This window comes from Spirillospora sp. NPDC047418, assembly GCF_040643275.1.
GTDB lineage: Bacteria > Actinomycetota > Actinomycetes > Streptosporangiales > Streptosporangiaceae > Spirillospora.
Genome location: NZ_JBEYTW010000137.1, coordinates 1 through 19958, shown reverse-complemented (window position 1 = coordinate 19958; position 19958 = coordinate 1). Strand labels below are relative to the sequence as shown.

General features: G+C 68.0%; 25 protein-coding genes and 1 pseudogene. 11 read left to right on the top strand and 15 right to left on the bottom strand.

What is annotated here, in order from left to right:
- Window positions 1-82: 82 nt before the first annotated feature.
- A complete protein-coding gene (locus ABZ806_RS42310; protein ID WP_500224830.1) occupies window positions 83-274 on the bottom strand; it encodes a hypothetical protein in 192 nt (63 codons plus the stop codon).
- A gap of 11 nt (window positions 275-285) precedes the next feature.
- Window positions 286-645 (bottom strand): DUF3140 domain-containing protein, encoded by a 360-nt coding sequence (locus tag ABZ806_RS42305; protein WP_500224827.1) that lies wholly within the window; start codon window positions 643-645, stop codon window positions 286-288.
- 121 nt (window positions 646-766) lie between these two features.
- Between ABZ806_RS42305 and ABZ806_RS42300 the strand changes: the two genes are divergently transcribed.
- Window positions 767-1528, top strand: coding sequence for an aminotransferase class I/II-fold pyridoxal phosphate-dependent enzyme (locus ABZ806_RS42300; protein ID WP_500224825.1), 762 nt, complete (start codon window positions 767-769; stop codon window positions 1526-1528).
- Window positions 1525-1575: pseudogene (locus ABZ806_RS42295) on the top strand (hypothetical protein); the annotation flags it as partial. The gene ABZ806_RS42300 and the pseudogene ABZ806_RS42295, both read left to right, overlap by 4 nt.
- Before the next feature lie 94 nt (window positions 1576-1669).
- Here ABZ806_RS42295 and ABZ806_RS42290 read toward each other — a convergent pair.
- Entirely contained in the window at window positions 1670-2554 is an 885-nt protein-coding gene (locus ABZ806_RS42290) for a polysaccharide deacetylase family protein (protein ID WP_500224824.1), read from the bottom strand.
- A 92-nt stretch (window positions 2555-2646) separates the two neighbouring features.
- Between ABZ806_RS42290 and ABZ806_RS42285 the strand changes: the two genes are divergently transcribed.
- Window positions 2647-3480, top strand: coding sequence for a phosphoribosylaminoimidazolesuccinocarboxamide synthase (locus ABZ806_RS42285; RefSeq protein ID WP_500224823.1), 834 nt, complete (start codon window positions 2647-2649; stop codon window positions 3478-3480).
- A 61-nt stretch (window positions 3481-3541) separates the two neighbouring features.
- Here the strand turns inward: ABZ806_RS42285 and ABZ806_RS42280 are convergent, their stop codons facing one another.
- The 5 genes from ABZ806_RS42280 to ABZ806_RS42260 form a co-directional block, all read right to left on the bottom strand.
- Window positions 3542-3931 (bottom strand): YccF domain-containing protein, encoded by a 390-nt coding sequence (locus ABZ806_RS42280; RefSeq protein ID WP_500224820.1) that lies wholly within the window; start codon window positions 3929-3931, stop codon window positions 3542-3544.
- A gap of 88 nt (window positions 3932-4019) precedes the next feature.
- The gene (trxA, locus tag ABZ806_RS42275) at window positions 4020-4298 is read right to left on the bottom strand and encodes a thioredoxin (RefSeq protein WP_500224835.1); all 279 of its coding nucleotides are present in this window, start codon (window positions 4296-4298) and stop codon (window positions 4020-4022) included.
- Window positions 4207-4710, bottom strand: coding sequence for a MerR family transcriptional regulator (locus ABZ806_RS42270; protein WP_500224817.1), 504 nt, complete (start codon window positions 4708-4710; stop codon window positions 4207-4209). Before ABZ806_RS42270 ends, trxA begins: the two co-directional genes overlap by 92 nt.
- A gap of 130 nt (window positions 4711-4840) precedes the next feature.
- On the bottom strand, window positions 4841-6196 hold the full coding sequence (locus tag ABZ806_RS42265; protein WP_500224833.1) for a carbohydrate-binding protein: 1356 nt from the start codon (window positions 6194-6196) through the stop codon (window positions 4841-4843).
- Between the two features lie 397 nt (window positions 6197-6593).
- Complete coding sequence (locus ABZ806_RS42260; RefSeq protein ID WP_500224813.1) at window positions 6594-6992, bottom strand: ATP-binding protein; 399 nt, start codon at window positions 6990-6992, stop codon at window positions 6594-6596.
- A gap of 142 nt (window positions 6993-7134) precedes the next feature.
- On the opposite strand from ABZ806_RS42260, the gene ABZ806_RS42255 reads away from it, so the two are divergent.
- The 6 genes from ABZ806_RS42255 (at window position 7135) to ABZ806_RS42230 (ending at window position 12303) form a co-directional block, all read left to right on the top strand.
- Window positions 7135-7944, top strand: coding sequence for a helix-turn-helix domain-containing protein (locus tag ABZ806_RS42255; protein WP_500224810.1), 810 nt, complete (start codon window positions 7135-7137; stop codon window positions 7942-7944).
- The gene (locus ABZ806_RS42250; protein WP_500224807.1) at window positions 7935-8129 is read left to right on the top strand and encodes a DUF397 domain-containing protein; all 195 of its coding nucleotides are present in this window, start codon (window positions 7935-7937) and stop codon (window positions 8127-8129) included. Before ABZ806_RS42255 ends, ABZ806_RS42250 begins: the two co-directional genes overlap by 10 nt.
- 446 nt (window positions 8130-8575) lie before the next feature.
- Window positions 8576-9727 (top strand): ImmA/IrrE family metallo-endopeptidase, encoded by a 1152-nt coding sequence (locus ABZ806_RS42245; protein WP_500224805.1) that lies wholly within the window; start codon window positions 8576-8578, stop codon window positions 9725-9727.
- Window positions 9727-10248, top strand: a complete 522-nt coding sequence (locus tag ABZ806_RS42240; protein ID WP_500224802.1) for a DUF4411 family protein — start codon at window positions 9727-9729, stop codon at window positions 10246-10248. Before ABZ806_RS42245 ends, ABZ806_RS42240 begins: the two co-directional genes overlap by 1 nt.
- 325 nt (window positions 10249-10573) lie before the next feature.
- Window positions 10574-11674, top strand: coding sequence for a methyltransferase domain-containing protein (locus ABZ806_RS42235; RefSeq protein ID WP_500224801.1), 1101 nt, complete (start codon window positions 10574-10576; stop codon window positions 11672-11674).
- 212 nt (window positions 11675-11886) lie between these two features.
- Window positions 11887-12303 carry a hypothetical protein gene (locus ABZ806_RS42230; RefSeq protein ID WP_500224800.1) on the top strand — a complete coding sequence of 139 codons (417 nt, stop codon included), beginning with the start codon at window positions 11887-11889 and terminating at the stop codon, window positions 12301-12303.
- Window positions 12304-12305: 2 nt separating this feature from the next.
- On the opposite strand, the gene ABZ806_RS42225 is transcribed toward ABZ806_RS42230, so the two are convergent.
- Window positions 12306-12713: a YybH family protein gene (locus tag ABZ806_RS42225; RefSeq protein ID WP_500224798.1), complete on the bottom strand. Its 408-nt coding sequence runs from the start codon at window positions 12711-12713 to the stop codon at window positions 12306-12308.
- Window positions 12714-12768: 55 nt separating this feature from the next.
- Here ABZ806_RS42225 and ABZ806_RS42220 point away from each other — a divergent pair, with 55 nt between their 5' ends.
- A complete protein-coding gene (locus ABZ806_RS42220; RefSeq protein ID WP_500224797.1) occupies window positions 12769-13128 on the top strand; it encodes a winged helix-turn-helix transcriptional regulator in 360 nt (119 codons plus the stop codon).
- On the opposite strand, the gene ABZ806_RS42215 is transcribed toward ABZ806_RS42220, so the two are convergent.
- The 3 genes from ABZ806_RS42215 to ABZ806_RS42205 are packed head-to-tail and all read right to left on the bottom strand — an operon-like array spanning window position 13125 to window position 15320.
- Window positions 13125-13871, bottom strand: a complete 747-nt coding sequence (locus ABZ806_RS42215) for a tRNA(His) guanylyltransferase Thg1 family protein (protein WP_500224794.1) — start codon at window positions 13869-13871, stop codon at window positions 13125-13127. The genes ABZ806_RS42220 and ABZ806_RS42215 overlap by 4 nt on opposite strands.
- Window positions 13858-14325, bottom strand: a complete 468-nt coding sequence (locus ABZ806_RS42210) for an AAA family ATPase (RefSeq protein WP_500224792.1) — start codon at window positions 14323-14325, stop codon at window positions 13858-13860. The genes ABZ806_RS42215 and ABZ806_RS42210 overlap by 14 nt, the downstream gene beginning before the upstream one ends.
- Window positions 14325-15320, bottom strand: a complete 996-nt coding sequence (locus ABZ806_RS42205; RefSeq protein WP_500224789.1) for a nitronate monooxygenase — start codon at window positions 15318-15320, stop codon at window positions 14325-14327. The genes ABZ806_RS42210 and ABZ806_RS42205 overlap by 1 nt, the downstream gene beginning before the upstream one ends.
- A 161-nt stretch (window positions 15321-15481) precedes the next feature.
- Here ABZ806_RS42205 and ABZ806_RS42200 point away from each other — a divergent pair, with 161 nt between their 5' ends.
- Window positions 15482-16390 (top strand): NAD(P)-dependent oxidoreductase, encoded by a 909-nt coding sequence (locus ABZ806_RS42200; RefSeq protein WP_500224787.1) that lies wholly within the window; start codon window positions 15482-15484, stop codon window positions 16388-16390.
- Between the two features lie 118 nt (window positions 16391-16508).
- On the opposite strand, the gene ABZ806_RS42195 is transcribed toward ABZ806_RS42200, so the two are convergent.
- From ABZ806_RS42195 to ABZ806_RS42185, 3 genes are all read right to left on the bottom strand, one after another.
- Window positions 16509-17603, bottom strand: a complete 1095-nt coding sequence (locus tag ABZ806_RS42195) for an NAD(P)-dependent alcohol dehydrogenase (protein ID WP_500224785.1) — start codon at window positions 17601-17603, stop codon at window positions 16509-16511.
- Between the two features lie 11 nt (window positions 17604-17614).
- Entirely contained in the window at window positions 17615-18862 is a 1248-nt protein-coding gene (locus ABZ806_RS42190) for a cytochrome P450 (protein ID WP_500224784.1), read from the bottom strand.
- 199 nt (window positions 18863-19061) lie between these two features.
- Window positions 19062-19829, bottom strand: coding sequence for a crotonase/enoyl-CoA hydratase family protein (locus ABZ806_RS42185; RefSeq protein WP_500224781.1), 768 nt, complete (start codon window positions 19827-19829; stop codon window positions 19062-19064).
- Window positions 19830-19958 lie beyond the last annotated feature (129 nt).

The window sequence follows — 19958 nt, the reverse complement described above, 5'->3', positions numbered from 1 at the left end:
CCCAAACGCTCCCCCTATATTCAGCACTGCCGCTGTGGGGCTCCCCCAGTTTTTTCCCCGCGCCCCCCCGCCGTACTCCGGCTCAGGTGGGGTGCGGCGGCCGCTGGCCGGGCGGGGTCCCGCCGCCCTTGCCGCCGCCCTTCTTCCCCCTGTCGGTGCCGTGCGCGTGGCCCTTGGCCCGCGTCATCTTCGGGTCGGTGGCCTCCGCCGGCGGCTCCTCGGTCACCGCGGTCCGCTCCGACCGCCTCATCTCGGGCTGCTGCGGGTTCGGCATGATCTCGCCTCCTATGCGCTGGACGGCTCGGGACGCAGGGGGTCGTGCCCCACGCTCATCAGCGCGTGCCGCCAGTCCTCGTCCCGCTCCGCGTTCGGCGGACGGTTCTCCAGGCGGTCCTCGACGAAGTCGACGACCTCCACCATCAGCTCCGTGTCGCGCTCGGTCAGGTCGACCTTCCGCTTGCGCAGCACGTCGACCACGCGGGCGCCGAGTTCACCGACCACGGGGCCGGGCCCGTCCGCGGGGAATGCCTCCTCGCCCGAGGCGTCCGTGAGCAGCCACATCCGCAGTTCGTCCGAGGTCATGTTGACGACCCGGTGGAACTCGTCCCAGGCCAGCTCCGCCTCAGCCGGTATCCGATCGTTCATCGGTCACTCCCTCTCGGCCGTTCACGCCCGCCCTACCCGATGACCGGCGTCGCATTCGTCCTCTTTGAGCGGCTATGCACTCGCGGCGTTACAGCGCGAGGCCACGGGGAAGGCGACGACCATGGACCACCCCCAGGCCCCCGTCCTCGACGACCGCATGGCGAGCAACAAGGTGCTCGAACGGGCCCAGGAGCTGATGGCGGACGCCGTCCACGCGGAGCAGACGTTCTTCTCGACCTGCGGCAGCTCGCTGTCGGTCAAGAGCGCGATGCTGGCGGTGGCGGGCCCCGGGGAGAAACTCCTCGTCGGACGCGATGCCCACAAGGCGGTCGTATCGGGGCTGATCCTCTCGGGCGTCCGCCCGATCTGGGTGGAGCCGCAGTGGGACGCGTCCCGCAACCTGGCGCACCCGCCGTCGCCGGACGCGTTCGCCGCCCGCCTCGACGAGCATCCCGACGCGCGCGGCGCCCTCGTCACCAGCCCCACCCCGTACGGGACGTGCGCGGACCTCGCCGCGATCGCCGCCGCCTGCCACGAGCGCGGCAAACCCCTGATCGTGGACGAGGCGTGGGGGCGCGCACCTGCCGTTCCACCCCGACATCCCCACGTGGGCGATGGACTCCGGCGCCGACGTGTGCGTGACGAGCGTCCACAAGATGGGCGCCGGGCTCGAACAGGCTCGGTCTTCCACCAGCAGGGGAACCTGGTGGCGCCGGCCGTGCTGAAGGCGCGCGAGGACCTGCTCGGCACCACCAGCCCGTCCGTCCTGATCTACGCGGGGCTGGACGGATGGCGGCGGCAGATGGTCGAACACGGCCACGCGCTGCTCCAGGACGCGCTCGACCTGGCGGCCGGCGTCCGCGCGGAGATCGCGGACATCTGACCCCGTACCCACCGGGGATCCCGGCCGCGCTGCCGGGTGAGCGGCTCACCCGTCCGGTGCTCGACTACCTGCGCTCGAGCGTGTCCGCCGGGATGGTCGTGCCGGACGCCGCAGACTCGTCGCTCGACACGATCCGGGTGTTCATCGAGGACTGAGTGTTCGTTGAGGACTGGGTGTGCGTTGAGGACTGACGTAGTCCTCCAGGCGCGCGACGGCGAACCCCTGCTTCTGGATGCGCTTGAGCATGTGGGCGAACATCGCGGTCATCGTCTCGCCCTTGAGCTGCTCCGGCCCCCTGAAGTGGGCCAGCAGGATGTCGCCGGGATGCAGTGCCTTGTTGACGTCGTCGTATTGCATGTCGTGGATCTGCATGGACGCCCGCCACATGACGATCCCGTCGATGCCGCACTCGCGGGCCGCCTGCTGCGTGGCCCAGTTCCATCTCCCGTAGGGCGGACGCAGCAGAGTGGGCTTCGTGCCGTACTGCTTGGACAGGACGTCCTGATCCCCGCAGATTTCACGCTTCTGACCGTCCAGCCCAAGCGCCGGCAGGACGGGATGGGTCAACGTGTGGTTCTGAACGTGATTCCCCAGCGCCTGCAGGGGCTTGAAGTACGCGTAGTCGTCCTGGATGACGTTGTCGGTGAGGAACATGGTGACCGGCACCTGCAGGTCGGTCAGCATCTGGACGAACCTGGGGTCCTTCTCCTGCCCGTCGTCGATCGTGATGAAGACGACCCGTTCCTCCGTCGGAACCCGGTCGAAGACCGTCACGGGCCCCTTCGCAGGGAGCTTGAGAGGCTTCTCCTCCGGCGGCTCCGGTGCGGGCGGCAACGGCTTGAGCCCCCACTTGCCCCACATGGCCGCCTCGTCCCGCACCACAGGCGTCACGCTGGGCGCCGGCTCCGCCGACGGCGAGGCGGCGACCTTGCCATGCTCCGACGCCTTGCACGCACTCAGCGCCGCCACCAGCACGGCGACCCCGGCGATCACACGAAAAGCCCGCACCCCGACGGCCTCCCCCACCCGACTGATCAAAACCTATCGGCCCTCGTGGGGCGCGCGGACGCCGCTGTGCCAGACTCCTATCCGGCAGGAACGGCAAGCTGAGGAGCGACATGGAGCTGATCCACTCGGGGAAGGTGCGGGACGTCTACGCGGACGGCGACGAGCTGATCCTGGTGGCGTCCGACCGGGTGAGCGTCTACGACGTCGTGCTGCCGACACAGATCCCCGACAAGGGCAAGATCCTCACGCAGCTCTCGCTCTGGTGGTTCGAGCAGCTGGCCGACATCATCCCGAACCATGTCGTGTCGGCCACCGACGTCCCCGCCGAATGGGCGGGCCGCGCCATCCGCTGCCGCCGCCTCAGCATGCTCCCCGTCGAGTGGATCGCCCGCGGCCACCTCACCGGCCTCGGCCTCAAGGAGTACGAGAAGAACGGCACCGTCTCCGGGATCTCCCTCCCGGACGGCCTGGTCGACGCGTCCCGCCTCCCCGAGCCGATCTTCACCCCGACCACCAAGGCCACCGAGGGCCACGACGAGTTCATCACCTACACCGACGTCGTGGCCGAGATCGGTGAGGACACCGCCGCCCGCCTCAAGGACGTCACGCTGGCCATCTACAAGCGCGGCGCCGCCTTGGCCGCCGAGCGCGGCATCATCATCGCCGACACCAAACTGGAGTTCGGCCGCGCCGCCGACGGCACCCTCGTCCTCGGCGACGAGGTCCTGACGCCCGACTCGTCCCGCTTCTGGCCCGCCGACGACTGGGAGCCGGGCCGCCCCCAGCACTCCCTGGACAAGCAGTTCGTCCGTGACTGGAGCAGCACCCTCGACTGGGACCGCACCCCACCCGGCCCCGCCATCCCCCAGGACGTCGTGGACGCCACCCGAGCCCGCTACACCGAAGTCTACGAACGCCTGACCGGCACCCCCTGGCCCTCCTGACCGGGCAAACCTGGCCCTCCTGACCGGGCAAACCTGGCCCTCCTGACCGGACGCCTGCGGGTTAGAAGCGGGCGGGGTCGTTGGAGGAGACGATCTCGTGGCCGAGGGGGGTCAGGGAGATCGGGATCAGCTTGAAGTTCGCGATCCCGAACGGGATGCCGATGATCGTGATGCAGAGCAGCAGGCCGGTGAACAGGTGGCCGAGGGCCAGCCACCAGCCGGCGAAGATGATCCAGATGATGTTGCCGATGAGGGAGCCCGCGCCCGCGCCGCGCTTCGGGACGGTCGTCCGGCCGAACGGCCACAGCGCGAAGCCCGCGATGCGGAACGACGCGATGCCGAACGGGATCGTGATGATGAGAATGCAGCAGATGATCCCGGCGATGACATAGCTCAGCGCCATCCAGAATCCGGCCAGCACGAGCCAGATGAGGTTCAGCAACGTCCGCACGAGCGGTCCTCCCGACGGCAGCACCCGATTGCGTCGAGCATAGATCGTTCCCGGGGCGGGCGCGTCGCGGAATCCCCGTGCGCGGGGGCTAGAAGTGGCCGTCCAGGGCGGCGAGCAGGGCGCGCTTGGGCTTGGCGCCGATGATCTGCCGGACGACCTCACCGTCGCGGTAGAGGTTGAGGGTGGGGAAGCCCATGACGCCGTAGCGGGTCACGATGTCGGGGTTCTCGTCACCGTTGATCTTCGCGACGGTGAGCCGGTCGCCGTGCTCCGCCTCAATCTCCGCAAGGATCGGCGCGATCATCTTGCAGGGAGGACACCAGTCCGCCCAGAATTCGACCAGTACCGGCTTGTCGCCGCGCAGCACCTGCTCGTCGAAGTTCTCGCTGGTCAGATCGATCATTGGTCGCCTCCGTGGAGAGGGCGCAGCCCGGGCAGGCCCGCGCCAGCTGGTCGGCCACGTCCGCGCGCAGGCGGATCAGGGTGCGGATCTCGGCGTCGATCTCCGCGAGCTTGCGCTGGTAGACCGCCACCGATTCGGGGCAGGACGCCCCGTCGGCATGGCCCGCGCGCAGGCAGTCGACGAACGGGCGGGTGTCGTCCAGCGTGAACCCGGCGGCGAGCAGCGACCGGATCTCCGAGACGAGCCGGAGATCGGACTCCTCGTACTGCCGGTACCCGTTGGATTCGCGGCGCGCCGGCAGCAGCCCCTGCTGCTCGTAGTAGCGCAGCGTGCGCGTGCTGACGCCCGCGCGTGCGGCGAGTTCGCCGATCCGCATCCGTCCGTCCTCCCTTGTGGCCGTTCGCGACGCTATCCCCTGACACCGGCGTCAAGGTCAAGCCCGTTTTGCGAGAGAGCGAATCCGGGGACGGGCCCGGCGGCGAGGTGCCGGGCCCGTCCCCGGCCGGTCACCGGCCCTGCAGGCCGCGGACGTTGTCGCCGAACGTCCAGCCCTTCGAGCCGTCCCAGTTGATGGACCAGGTCATCAGACCCTTCAACTGTCCGTTGAAGTGGTTCCATGCCTGCCCGACGAGGCCCGTCGACATGTAGCCGCCGCCGGCGCCGGGCTGCGCGGGCAGCCCCGGGACCTGCTTGTCGTAGGGCACCCGGATGGTCGTCCCCTGGATGACGAGACCGTTGTTCAGGCATTCGGTCTGCTTCACGAAGCCCTCGACCGTCCCGGCGGAGTAGGAGTCACCGGAGCACCCGTACATGCTGCCGTTGTAGTACTGCATGTTCAGCCACCACAGCCGGCCGTTGTCGGCGTACTTCTTGATGATCGGCAGGTAGGCGCCCCAGATGGAGCCGTAGGTGACACTGCCTCCGGTCACGTACGCGGTCTCCGGCGCCATCGTGAGCCCGAAGTTGGACGGCATCTGCGCGAGCACACCGTCGATGATGCGGATCAGATTCGCCTGGGACGCCGAAAGCTGGCTGATGTTGCCGCTGCCCGTCAGCCCCGTCTCGATGTCGATGTCGATGCCGTCGAAGTTGTACTTCTTCAGGATCGGTACAACGGTCTGGACGAATCGGTCCGCGACGGTGCTGGAACTGAGGTCGATGCCCGCGGTGGCCCCGCCGATCGACATCAGGATGGTGGCGCCCGCCGCCTTGGCCGCGCACATCTCGGCGGGGGTGGCGACCTTGACGGTCGAGTCCATGCCGTCCTCCCACAGGACGGTGCCGTCCGAGCGGATGACGGGGAACGCCGCGTTGATGACGTTGTAGCCGTGCTGCTTGATGACGGGGTTGTCGATCGGCGTCCAGCCGAACGGCGGGTGGACGCCGTTGGAGGACCCGTCCCAGTTCTCCCAGTACCCCTGAAGCACCTTGCCGGCAGGCTTCGACTTCACCGCACAGGTGTCGTCCCCAGGCGGCTGAGTGGTGGGCGGCGTGGTGGGCGGTGTCGTGGGTGGGGTCGTAGGCGGTGTCGTGGGGGGCGTGGTCGGCGGCGTGGATCCATCGCACGCACCGAGGTCGCGCCACAGCGTCGGGGTGGACGCGGGGTTCCAGTTGGTGCCGGGCCACGCGGTGTGGGCGACGATCGCCTCGTAGCCCTGCCCGCTGTAGGTGACCTTGTCGCCGACCTTGTAGCTGGTGCCCTCGGCCCAGGCCGGATACGTGCAGGCGACCAGCGCGGCGGATTGGGCGGTGGGCTGGGCGGACGACGGCGCGGACAGCACCACCAGCGCGCCCAGCGACAGGACCAGCGCCGCCAAGGCCGACGCCAGCGCGGCGACGGCCGGAGACCATCGCTTGTACATGATTCTCACGGGACGACTCCTCCAGAACGGGGACAGAGGAGCCGGTGCAAGAGCCGAACAAGTCCCGCGGACGGAACTCTCCCAGGCGCAAGGCGCAAACGACCGGCATGGACGCCACCAGAAGACTAACCGCGCCACCCCACACCGGGAAGCCTCCGCCTCAACCGGGCGGAATCGACCAGCGCGCCGACCGCCACGACGAAGAGTCATGAATCGGTAGCGCAGTGTCATGGAGTGGTCAAGAATGTGGGGCGGCGGTCGAACCACCGGTGCCCTCCTCGGGAAGCCGCAGCGGTGACGCCTTCCACCCCAGAAAAGGCGATGGGGAGCGGCCCTTTCGGGCGGCTCCCCTGCCTAAGCGTGTCTGCGATGCGTGAGAACTACCTCCACGCCACCGTCATGTGCGGTCGATGACCGCGAAGACGACCTTACCAACGTTGTCGGCCAGGGCGCGGATGCCCCAGCAGCGGGCGTATTGGTCGACGATGAACAGGCCGCGGCCCGTCTCGCTGGACGTGTCCGCCGCCAGCATCTGCGGGAGGCCGCAGGCGGCGTCCTGGACCTCCATCCACAACGCGTCATCCTCAGTGCGGCTCAACCGCAAGATCACGTCCTCATCCGCCTCCGACGCCGCGTGCTGCAGGGCGTTGGTCACCAGCTCGCTGGCCACCAGGCACGGCACGAAGTCGTCCATGCCCCACTGGCCTGCCACCAGCCGCACGAACCGCCGCACCTCCGCGACCACCTTCAGGTCCCGCTTCACCACCATCTCGTTCTCCGCCGCACCCTGACCCATGACCTTCCCCTCACCGTGTGTGTCGGACACCACACATTTAGCAAGGTTCCGCTGTACGCTGGTGTTACCAAGTCCAGCTGGTGACGACTGGTGACAGGCGTGTCTGTTCGGCGAGATACCACGGAAGGGAAACTTTGCGATCATGCCCCCGCGACGCCAACGCCCCAAGGAATCCCCCGCCCTGATCGCGTTCGGTGGACAGATGCGCAGGATGCGCGAGGCAAAGGGCATCACTCAGCAGTCCATCGCCGACCACACGAACATCAGCAAGGCTCAGGTGAGCCGCATTGAAAACGGCACCAGGCGGGCCACACGCTCATTCGTCGAGCAGGTCGACCGTATCCTCGGTTCGGACGGCGCCTTGATCAAGCTCTGGGAAGACCTGAACAGGAACGGCCACCCGGTCCCGATCTGGTTCGACTGGCCCAAGATCGAATCGGACGCGGCGATGCTCGTCTCGTGGGAGCCCATGTTGATCGCGGGCCTCGTCCAGACTCCGGCTTACGCATCCGCCCTCCTACAGGGCAACGAGGAAGCCGTGGCAGCGCGGCTCGCTCGCCAGGAGATCCTCACGAGGAGCGATGGACGCACTCCTCCGGAGCTCGTGCTGCTGGTTGACGAGCAAGCACTTCGCCGTCCGGTCGGCACGGCCGAGACGATGAGGGAGCAACTCCAGCACCTGCTTGAGCTGAGCATGTTGCCCAACATCACGGTTCAAGTAGTGTTGGAAAGTGGCGAGCACGACGGCAACATGGGCGCGTTCACCATCGCCACCATGGACGATCGAAGTGAGGTCGCCTATATCGAGACGGCGATCCGCGCCATCACGACCGACGACCCGACAGACCTGTCCGTGCTGGCACGCACACTCAACGCCCTTCGTTCACGGGCACTCACCGAAGGGATGTCGCGCGAGTTGATTAGAAAGGCGGTCCAAGAAAGATGGACTTGAGAAACGCCAGGTGGCGCAAGAGCAGCTACACCGGTTCCAACGGTGGCAACTGCGTCGAACTGGCGGATGTGGCCGGCGCGGCGGTGGTGGCGGTGCGGGACAGCAAGGACCCGGACGGCCCCGTCCTCCTGCTCACCCGCGCAGCCCTGCGCACCGCCGTCCACTCCGCCACCGACACACACTGACCCCGCACCACCCACGCCGCCAACCCTGACCCACCAAACAGCGGCGAGTCGTCTCATCCCCCTGACCCCGACGACCCGCCGCACCCAGTTGCGAGCACCCACGCCGTGATGGACGGTCACAGCGACGTTCCTGATCCCGACGGGCTCGTCTCGTCCGCCGTGCACGTTAAGGGCGTTCCGTTGACCGAATTCTCCGGATGGTCAGGAGCAACCCGGCGCGGGCCGCACGTCGCCCCGGCGCCGAACCCGCCGACAGAACACCCGAGTCGTTACTCAACGCTCTTCCTTGTCACGTAACGTGTCCGGTCGTGTAAAATACCGGTCACGCCGAGGCCTGCAAGCAGCCCGGCCCGGAGGCCCTGACCGTGGCCGAGAGTGGTTGCACGCTGGAATCGTTCGGGTCCACTGGACGATGATGAAGTGACGTACGCGGGAGGTGGGGACGGATGACCGTCAGAGTAGATGTCGAGCCCGACCTGCTCCGCTGGGCCGTGGGACGCGCCGGCTGGTCCGGCGAAGTGATCGACCAGCGCGCCCCGCGCTTCCATGACTGGATCGCCGGGACACGGCCGACTCTCAAGCAGCTCGAAGACTTCGCCCACAAGACCCACACTCCCTTGGGCTACTTCTTCTTGTCTGAGCCGCCTGAAGAACACGTGCCGATCCCAGATATGCGCACCTTGAGAAACCAGGCCATTAGGCAACCATCCGTTGATCTACTTGACACCATTTACCAATGCCAGTCCCGTCAAGACTGGTATCGCGATTTTGCTGCCAGACACGAGCTTCCTGAAGCGGAGTACGTGGGTGAAATGGACACGTCCACTCCTCCTGAATTCGTGGCGGATCAGATGCGTCAGGCTCTCAACTTCGATATCGGCGAGCGCGCCGCCTTCAGTAGTTGGGAAGATGCCTTGCGTCAACTCATCGATCGAATTGAGGGCATCGGCGTACTGGTCATGGTCAGCGGCATCGTCGGCTCTGACACCCATCGAAAACTCAACCCGGAAGAGTTTCGAGGGTTCGCGTTGGCCGATCCTGTCGCACCCCTCATTTTCGTAAATGGCGCAGATACAAAGGCGGCCCAAATATTCACGATGATTCATGAGCTTGGGCACATCTGGCTTGGCAAGAGCGCACTCTCTGACGCTCCGATGGCAAGAGCGACCGACCATGACGCCGAACTCTGGTGCAACCAGGTGGCAGCCGAGGTGCTCGTCCCCATCGCCACGATCCGGACGGAGTATCGCGGACAGCCGACCGTCAGCGAATTGGAGCGCTTGGCGCGCAAGTACCGCGTGAGCACACTCGTTGTGCTCAAGCGAATATTTGATGCGGGGTACCTTCAGTGGGAGGACTACCGAAGACGCTACGCGACAGAACGCGATCGAGTCATTGATGCCCTCAGTCGCAACAGCGGTCCCGGCGGCGGCAACTATTACTACACCCAGCCACTTCGCCTAAGCCGCCAGTTGGCACGGTCCGTTATCGCCGACACGTTTGAGGGCGGCACTGCATTCCGTGACGCTTATCGACTCTTGGGAACCAGAAAGCGTGAGACGTTCGACAACCTCGCCACCGAACTCGGAGTCGGCTGATGTACCTGGTCGATGCCAACGTACTGATCGAAGCCAAGAACCGCTACTACGCTTTCGACATCGCGCCTGGATTCTGGGCATGGCTCGACCATGCACACGCCAACTCCCTGGCTTGCAGTATCGACAAAGTGCGTGACGAACTGCTGCACGGAAGCGATCAGCTCGCCGACTGGGCCAGAGATCGACGTGACTTTTTCAAGGCCGCTGATGCGGCCGCGATAGCCGAACTGAAGCCGCTTGCGCAGTGGGCAACTACGCGCCAGTACACGCCAGCAGCCGTCAACGAATTCATCGGGAACACCGCAGACTATTACCTCATTGCATACGCGAAGGCCCACGGTCACGATGTGGTGACCCACGAGCGACCCCAACCGAACGCGAAAAGGCGCGTTCTCATACCTGACGCATGCGTCGCAATGAGCGTCACCACGTGCGACACATTCGATATGCTCCGCCGCACTAACACAAGACTGCACCTCAAGACCCCTGACCATCTTTTCGGTGATGGAGGACCTGGGTAACGCCAACCAGCGTAGAGCGAGCCGTAGCGGCGAAACGGTGGGGACTGCTTCGAGTTGGCGAACGCTGCCGATGCTATGGCGGTGCGGACAGCAAGGACTCGGACGGCCCGCCGTACCCGCCACCTCCGAAGGCGCCCGTGCGTCCCGTCCGGTCCTGGCTCTATGTGATAGCACCGGCCTTCATGATGGCCGTTCAGACGCGGGTGGGCGACTTCCAGCCGGAGCGAACGGGGTACCAGGCCGCGGACGTCGAAGAAGCTCAGGCAGCCTTCATATCGCCGGTTTCGGCTGATGCGGGAAGTGATCGACTGATGGGGGAGATGTCATGCAGCACGTCGAGGCGCTGATCGAACGGCTGGCCGCCGCCGGGTGGCTGACGCAGAACCCCGTCAGGACGGCGCTGCATGACGTCCCCCGGCACGTGTTCGCGCCGCCGGTGGCCTGGACCGGTGACGGCGACCGGGTGAGTGAGCAGATCGATCCCGAGGGGTGGCTTGATCTGGTCTACGGCGACGACGCGATCATCACCCAACTCGATGACGGCGCGACCGATCTCGCGACCGGTGCGGGCTGTTTCACCTCGTCGCTGTCCGCGTCCAGCACCGTCGTTTCCCTTCTGGAGTTGCTGAACGTCGAGCTGGGGCATCGTGTGCTGGACGTGGGCACCGGTACCGGCTGGACGGCCGCGCTGCTGTCGCGTCTGGTCGGCTCGGCGAACGTCACCAGTGTCGAGGTCGATCCCGCGGTGTCGGTGCAGGCCGCCGCCAACCTCGAGCAGGCGGGACACGCGCCTCGGCTCATCGTGGGGGACGGTGCTCACGGTTGGGCGCAGGAAGCACCCTACGACCGGGGGCACGCCACCTGTGCGGTCGCCCGCGTGCCGTATGCGTGGGTGAAGCAGACCCGCCCCGGCGGGGTGATCGTGACGCCCTACGCCCCGGGGTTCGGGTCCAGCCACGAACTGCGGCTCGTGGTGATGCCGGACGGTACCGCCGTGGGCCGGTTCACCGGCTACGCCTCGTACATGATGATGCGGGCGCAGCGGTATCCCGAACGGGACACCTCCGACCGGCACGGCGACCGATCCACGACCGACATCGACCCCCGAACCATCGGCTACGCCCCGGCAGGCGCCGACCTGGCGATGGGGGCCGCGCTACCGGGTGTATGCGCCCGGGGCGCACACGACGGAGACGCCTACACGCTGCACCTATGGAGCGCGGACGCGTGGGCCGAAGCTCGCTACCAGCCCGACCGCGACTCTTTCGATGTCGAGCAGGGCGGAGACCGGCCCCTGTGGGATCTGGCCGTGTCGGCCTACTTCGACTGGATCGCCCACCGCAGCCCCGGCCGCGACCGCTTCGGCCTGACCGTCTCACCCACCGGTGATCACGTCTGGCTGGACCACCCCGCCGACACCGTCTGATCCCTGACCGGTTGTCGGGTGGTGTGCCGCTGGGCCGCCCCCGCGCCGTCCTTCATGGTCGTGTCGCCCTGCCGTGCGGGCGGGCAGGGCGTGCTCGTTGGAGGCGGAGACGTCCGTGGGTTGGCGGTTCTTTCTTTTTCTATGGCATTACGTGCGTTATCGCGCTTTGATGTAGGTGGGTTCGGGGCGGCGTCCTGGAGGTGGAGGTGTAGATGCGGTCCTTCTGGGTGCGGCTTCTGGCGGGCTTTGGTGTCTTTCTGGTCGCGGTGGCCGGCGGAGTTCTCGGGGAAACACTCTTCTGGTCTCCAGCTTTCGTTGCATGGGCCTGCGTGTGTGTGGCGATCGGTGTCCTTACCGAGGCGTGGCTGCGTTGGCGTGAGCGGATACGGGGACGGGACGTGGCGGACCGTCCCGCTCTACAGCGTCCGGTCGAATGGTCGATCACCCTCATCATCATGTCGGCATTGATCGGGTCGGAAAAGACATATCTCAGCGCCCTGGCACTCAGTGTCCCGATGTACCTTATTGTCATTCCCCACGCGTGGCGTGAACGGCGTGCCGCGGCTCGGGAGCGGGCCGATGCCGCGGCCGGCTCGTCCGCCGATGGGGTGGGGGACGGGGTTAGCTGACTTCAGGAATGCGTCGGACCGGCAGGCGCGGGGAGTGTCGTGCCGAAGGGGTTGTCGATGATGTAGCGCCAGTGGTCGTCCGGGCAGCGGCGGGCGACATCGGTGGCGGTGCCTTCGATGTGGACCGGGTTGCCGTCGCGGTCCCGGCCTTCGATCACCCAGTCGACGATGAGGAGCGAAAGGTCGCCCGCCGTGTAGACATGGCGCGGGACGACGACGATCGGTACGCCCAGCGACATGAATTCGGCATTGGCGGCGTCGGCGGCCCCACCGGTCAACGGCGTGCCGGGAGTGGGGACGAAGACCGCCCCCTCCGCGTACATCTCCGCGACCGCAGACGGGTCGCCGGAGTTGAAACGTTCGGCGAACACGTGCGGGACGTCTGCGGGGCGGTCGGCAAAGCGCAGCATTCCGTGTCCTTCGGGTAGACAGGGTGGGGACGCGGTAACGCTAGGAGGCGCTTTCGTGACTTACCAAACGGTTGGCCACCCGGGCCTGGCGGACGATCCGCTGGCCGCCGTGGCCGAGCCGACCCCTTCGTGCCCGGTGGAGATCACGCTCGATGTGCTTCGCGGGCGCTGGACGACGTTGATCGTCCGCGAACTCCTTCGCGAAGAGCGATCGTTCACCGAACTGCGGCAGACCCTGCCCTCACTTTCGGACAAGGTGCTGGCCGACCGTCTGGCGCATCTCCTCCAATGGGGAGTGCTGGAACGGCGCCGCCGGCCCGGATGGCCGCCCCGGACGCAATATCTCCTCACCCCGCACGGCCGGCGACTCGGCCCCGTCCTCCAATCCCTCTGGGACTGGGGCAACGAGCTCTAGTCCGCCTCCAGAAGCGACCGGACGAAGTCCCGATAGGCGCGCTTCATCGGGAGTTCGCGATCGACGCGCACACGGCGGCGGGTGGCGGCCACGTCAATGCCCCGAATCGGGTCGTGGCCGGGCTTCTCGTAGCTCTCCCACCGGAGCCCCACGCCGCGGCGCTGCCATGCCGGGACGTCGTTGAAATTGATTCCGCGTGCGTAGAGGAGTTCGTTCTTCGCCGAGACCGAGGTGCGTTCGAGTTCGCGAGTCGCCTGCCGGGCGGAGCGGCCCTCGTTGCGGAGCGTCCAGTAGCACCAGCCGTTCAGCGCGCAGCGGGCGGCGTCGGCTTGGCGCCAGGAAAGGTAGTCGACGACCTCGTCCAGAGTCGTGCCCATCCAGATGCGGCTGTCGAACGCGACGGGTTCGCCGGCGGCGTGGGTGAACGCGGCGGTCGCGATGCTCGCCGACAGGGAGACCAGCTTTTCCACCTCGCGGCCGAACAGGTCGAACGACGGGTCGAGCACGACGGAGATCTCGTCGCTCTCGGTGTAGGCGTAGCGGCCGCCGAGGTCGCTGAGGAGCGCCTGTGCGGTGTCCGCCATGAGCGTCGAGAAACGCGCGTCGAAGGGCTTGTCGAAGCGGGTTTCGGTGAAGCGGGAGAAGGAGCGACCGTCCACGCGGACGACCGTCCATGCGCCGGGGAGCAGGGTCAGGGAGTGGAACCATTCGCGGGCGCGCATCCGCGACTCAAGGCCCTTCATGGGTCATCTCCCTGACGTCGAATGCGCCGCCGGCGGTGGGGACCACCGTGAACAGCGCGTCGAAGCCGTCCGATGGGCGCGGACGGCGAAGACGTTTGAGGGTGGCATAGACGCCGACGTCCGGCACCTGGATTTCGGGTGGGCGGACGGCGTTGCGGCGCATCGAGAGCGCGACGTCCGGCGGAAACCAATAACCGATGATGTGCGCGCCGTGGCGGCGGCCCACGGTGATGAGCGGCTGCCATTCGTCCGGGGACGGATTCGTGTTGTCGACCGCCACGGCACGGTCTTGTTCAAGGGCCTCCGATATGAGCCTCAACTGGCGTGCCTGCTTGCGTCGGGCACCCCTGGGGAAGAGGTCCTTGCTGACGTGGACGTGTCCGGCCAGATGCCGACGGCAGAACGTCGTCTTCCCGGACGCCTGGAGGCCGATCAGGATGGCCAGTTCGGGCATCAGTGCGGCGTCAGGGCGCGTACCAGGTCGGCGGCGGAGGCTTCGGTCGTCCGGTGGAAGGACTCGCCGGCCCACAGGTTGACGCCTTCCGGGTCGCCTTGGGCGGCGGACGCCTTGCGCAGTGGCGAAGTCACGTAGTGGACGTCCGGGTAAGCGGCCGGTGCATGCGGTGAGTGTTCGGTGAGGAATCGGTTGACCAGGCCACGTGCGAGTCGTCCGCTGAAGGCACGGGTCAGTGCGGTGGACGTGAAACGCGGGTCGGTCAGGGCGGCCTTGTGGATGGCACTGGCACCGCTCTCCGGGCAGCGGACGAAGGCCGTACCCAATTGGGCTGCGACCGCGCCTATACCGAGTACCTCAGTGACGTCACTGGATGAGGCGAGACCACCGGCGGCGATGAGGGGTTGGGAAGTCATCGCGCGCACGGAGTGAAGCAGGACGCGCAGCGGCAGCGGTTCGTCGGACGTGTTCGTGAACGACCCCCGGTGCCCGCCCGCCTCGGAGCCCTGCAGGCAGAGGGCATCGGCGGACGAAGCCTGGCGGGCCTCGTCCACGGACGTCACGGTGACGACCACGGTCGCGCCCTTGGCCCGGAACGCCTCGATGACGTCCGGGGACGGGCAGCCGAACGTGAAGCTCACGAACGGCGGTGGGTCGGAGAGCAGGTCGGCGACCTTCGCCTCGTACGCGTCGTCGCGGGCGGCCGGCGTGCCGGGGGCGACGCCGAGGCGTTCGGCTTCGGGCGCGAGGCGGTCGCGGTAGGCGGCGACTTCAGCGGGGTCGATCTCGTCCGTCGACGGCATGAAGACGTTCATCCCGAACGGGCGGGACGTCAGTTTCCGGGTCGCGGCGATGTCGGCGCGCATGGTTTCGGGCGTTTTGTAGCCGGCGGCGAGGAAGCCGAGGCCGCCCGCGTCCGACACGGCGGCGGCCAGTTCGGGCGTCGACGGGCCGCCCGCCATCGGCGCCTGGATGATGGGGACGTCCGTCCACATGGCGTTACCTCGTCTCCGGTCGGGCGGACGCGGCCGCGGCGGCCGGCGGCGAGGCCGTCCGGTGCGGTTCTCCGGGGCTCGTTCCCATGATCCGCACGATAATCCCGGGGGAAGACCGGGCGCGGACCCGGGGTTCCATGAACGGACGGAAAGGGGGCGGCATGCGGGTGCTGCTGCATTACGACATGGACCACGCGGAGCCCGATCTCGACATCGTGAACTGCTCCGAGCAGGACGACGCGCGGTTCGCCGAACTGCTGCCGGACGCCGAGGTCATCTGGCATGTGCTGCGTCCGCTCACGGCCGCCGACATGGACCGGGCGCCAAAGCTCAAGCTGATCCAGAAGCTCGGCACCGGCGTCAACACGATCGATCTGGACGCGGCGAAGGAACGCGGGATCGCGGTCGCGAACATGCCGGGGCAGAACGCGCAGGCCGTCGCGGAGACGTCGCTGCTGCTGATGCTCGCGGCGCTGCGCCGGGTCGTCCCGTTCGACGCGCGGACGCGGCGCGGCGAAGGCTGGCCCGCCGACCGCGGCCTGGTCGGCGGGGAGATCGCCGGACGGACGGTCGGGCTCCTCGGCGGCGGCGAGATCGCGACGCTGCTGCGCGGCATGCTGGAGGCGATCGGCGCGAAGGTCCTCTACACGTCACGGCGTCCGCGCCGCGACGACCCGGCCTGGCGGGAGTTGGACGATCTGCTGCGGGCGAGCGACATCGTCTCGGTGCACATCCCGCTGACCGACGAGACGCACCACCTGCTCGACGCCGAGAGGCTCGCGCTGTTGCCGCCGGGCGCGGTCGTCGTGAACACGGCGCGCGGGGCGGTCATCGACGAGGCTGCGCTGGTGGACGCGCTGACGTCGGGGCGGCTGGGCGGCGCCGGGCTCGACGTGTTCGAGAAGGAGCCGGTGGACGCGTCCAACCCGCTCCTGACCTTGGACAACGTCGTCGTCCTGCCGCACGTCGCCTGGCTGACCCGCGAGACCTGGGACCGGTACTTCGCGGTCGCCGCGGAGAACTGCCGCCGCCTAGCGGGAGGCAACGACCTCCTCCACCGCGTCGTCTAGTGCGGTGTCCACGAACGTCGACCGGTCCACCCCGTCGTTGATCTGCGGCGTGTTGTTGTTTTCAACGCGCTCATAACAACAACACGCCGCAGGGCAACGCAGACGGTGAATCTGGGGGCTAGGGGATCAGTACCGGCTTTACTACCTTGCCGGACGTCGTGTCCTGCTCGGCCTGGTTGATCTGGTCGAGGGGGTAGGTCGTGATGAGGCGGTCGAACGGGAAGCGGTCCTGCCGCCACAGCTCGATCAGCTTCGGGATGAACGTCTGCGGGACGGCGTCGCCCTCGATGATGCCCTTCACTGTCCGACCCATGAGCAGCAGGTTCGCGTCCAGGGTGTACTCGGCGGCGCCGACGCCGACGAGGCCGCAGACGCCGGTCGTGCGCAGCGACGCGACCGCCGTCGCGACGACCGCAGGGACGGCGGTGGTGTCGAACGAGTACTGGACGCCCTCGCCGCCGGCGAGCGCCCGGATCTGTCCGGCTATGTCGTCGTCCGCCCCGTTCAGGACGTGGGTGGCGCCGAGTTCGCGGGCCAGGTCGAGCCGCGACTCGTGCAGGTCGACCGCGACGATCGTGGCGGCGCCGGCGACCCGCGCGGCCATCACGGCGGACAGCCCGACCGCGCCCGCACCGAACACCGCGATGCTGTCCCCGGCGCGGACGCCAAGGGAGATCAGCACCGAGCCCGCGCCCGTCTGGACGCCGCAGCCGAGCGGCCCGAGCTGCTCGATCGGGACGTCGCGCGACACCGGCACCACGTTGCGGACGGTCCCGAGCGCGTGGCTCGCGAACGACGACTGCCCGAACCAGCGGGTGTGGACGGCCTCGCCGTCGGCGGTGGTCGCGCGCGGCCGTCCGTCCAGCGGCATGGCGAGCATGTTGAGCGCCATCATCTGCGGGCAGGCGCCGGGGTTGGCGGCATGGCAGTTGTCGCACGTCCCGCACGAGTCGAACGACATGACCACGTGGTCGCCGACGGTGAGGCCGGTGACGTCCGGGCCGACCGCCTCGACCATGCCCGACCCCTCGTGGCCGAGCACGACGGGCTTGCCGACCAGGTCGCCCGGCACGCGGCCGAGCATGTCGGTGTGGCACATCCCGGTGCCCGCGATCTTGACGAGGACCTCGCCGGGGCCGGGGTCGGCCAGGTCGAGCGACTCGATCGTGTAGGGGGCGTCTGCGGCGCGCAGCACCGCGGCGTTGATCTGCACCAGGGATTCCTTCAGGCGATGGAGTAGCGGATCGGGAGGCGCTTCAGGCCGCCGACGAAAGTGGTCGCGATCCCTTCCGGAGTTCCGGCGATCTCGATGGAGCGGAGGCGCGGCAGGAGTTCCTCGAAGAACGCGCGGATCTCCATGCGGGCGAGTGCCGCGCCGAGGCAGTAGTGGACGCCGAACCCGAACGCGAGATGCTTGTTCGGGTCGCGGCCGACGTCGAACCGGAAGGGGTCGTCGAAAACGTCCTCGTCCCGGTTCGCGGACGGGTAGGAGAGCAGGACGGCGTCGCCCTCGCGAATCGCCACTCCGCGCAGTTCGTAATCCTGGTTCGCGGTCCGCATGAACTCCTTGACGGGCGTCACCCAGCGGATCATCTCGTCCACCGCGAACGGCATCAGCTCGGGCTTGTCGCGGAGGCGTCCGAGCTGGTCGGGATGCTCGATGAGCGCCCGCAGGCCACCGGAGATCGTCGCGCTCGTGGTGTCGTGGCCGGCCGTCGCGACGATGACGTAGTAGGACGCGGTGTCGAAGTCGTTCAGCGGCTCGCCGTCGACCCGGGCGTTCGCGATGGCGGACGCGAGGTCGTCCGTCGGGTTCTTGCGGCGCGCGTCCGTCAGCTCCTGGAAATAGGCGAAGAAGTCGAGCAGGACCTGGAGTTTCTCCTCATTGGACGCGCCGCGCTGGAACTCGTCGTCATCGCCGCCGAAAAGCTCCTGCGTCAGCTTCAGCATGCGGCCGAAGTCGCTCTCGGGAAGGCCGAGCAGCGACAGGATGACGTACAGCGGGAAATGGACGGCGACCTCCTGGGCGAAGTCGCATTCGCCGCCGAGGTCGACCATCCGGTCGACGTAGCGTTTCGCCAGTTCCTTGATGCGCGGCTCCAGGGCCCGCATCGCGCGCGGCCGGAACCAGTCCGCGCCGATCGCCCGGATGACCCGGTGGTCGGGGTCGTCCATGTGGATCAGCGTGCGCAGCGCGATGCCCTGCTCGGCCCGCTGCCGGTTCAACTCGTCGAACTCGGCGGTGCCGAGCAGCGGGCGCGGCGCGTTCAGGAAGATCTGGTGGTTGCGCTCGACCTCCAGGACGTCCTCGTTCTTGGTGATCGCCCAGAACGGGGTGTAGTCGGGGGCGTCCACCCAGTGCACCGGCGACTCACGGCGCAGCAGCGCGAGCGACTCGTGGAACCGCCGGTCGTCCGCATAGGCCTTCGGGTCGGCCAGGTCTAGGCCCGCCCGCTCCACGGTCAGCGTCATCGCTCCGCTCCTTGATCGTGACTGCCGCCACCCAGGAACCTACGGGCCCGAATCCGGTTCGGTCAACGTGCAGCGTTTCCGACCAACGCTTTCAGACAATGCTCCCCTGCGTCGTCCCGTTCGCCGGTTCAGCCGCCGGTTCGGCCGCCGGTTCGGCCGCCGGTTCGGCCGCCGGTTCGGCCGCCGGTTCGGTCGCCGGTTAGATGTCGGTGAAGTCGCCGTGGCGGCCGTGGCCGTCCGCGAAGCGGGCGGCACCCTCGATGGCGTCGCCGAGCGAGCCGATCCCGTACCGGTACTCGATGGCGATCGCCTCGTCCTCGTCGCGCCCCTCCGCGTCCAGCGCGGACATGCGGTCGTTGCGCAGGCAGGTCTGCGGGAACCCGGCCAGCTCCGCGGCGAGCGCCTCGGCGGCCTCCCGCGACGTGCCCGCCGGGACGAGCCGGTTCGCGAGGCCGATCTCGAACGCCTCCCTCCCGCCGACGGGACGTCCGGTGAGGATGAGGTCCATCGCGCGGCTCGTGCCGATCAGCCGCGGCAGCCGGACCGTGCCGCCGTCCACGAGCGGGACGCCCCAGCGGCGGCAGTAGACCCCGAACGTCGCGTCCTCCTCCACGACCCGGAGATCGCACCAGAGGGCCAGTTCCATCCCGCCGGCGACCGCGTGTCCGGCGACGGCCGCGATCACCGGCTTGGACAGCCGCATCCGCGTGCAGCCGAGCGGGCCGTCCGCCGGGGGCGGGTCGACGCGCGGGCTGTGCTCGGTGCCGATCGACTTCAGGTCGGCGCCGGAGCAGAACGTGCCGCCCTCGCCCCACAGGACGGCGACGCTCGCGCCGTCGTCCGCGTCGAACGCGCGGAACGCGTCGGCCAGCTCGCGCGCCGTCGTCCCGTCCACGGCGTTCCGGGTCTCGGGACGGGACATGATCACCGTCGTAACGGCCCCGTCCCGCTCAATCCGCACCGCCACGCGACCTCCAACCATCGATGAACGCCAGCGGTCCACCGCCCTCCGTTGACCTGCGGCGTGTTGTTGTTATGAGCGCGTCGAAAACAACAACACGCCGCAGGTCAACGAAATCGGTGGACCGGGCGACGT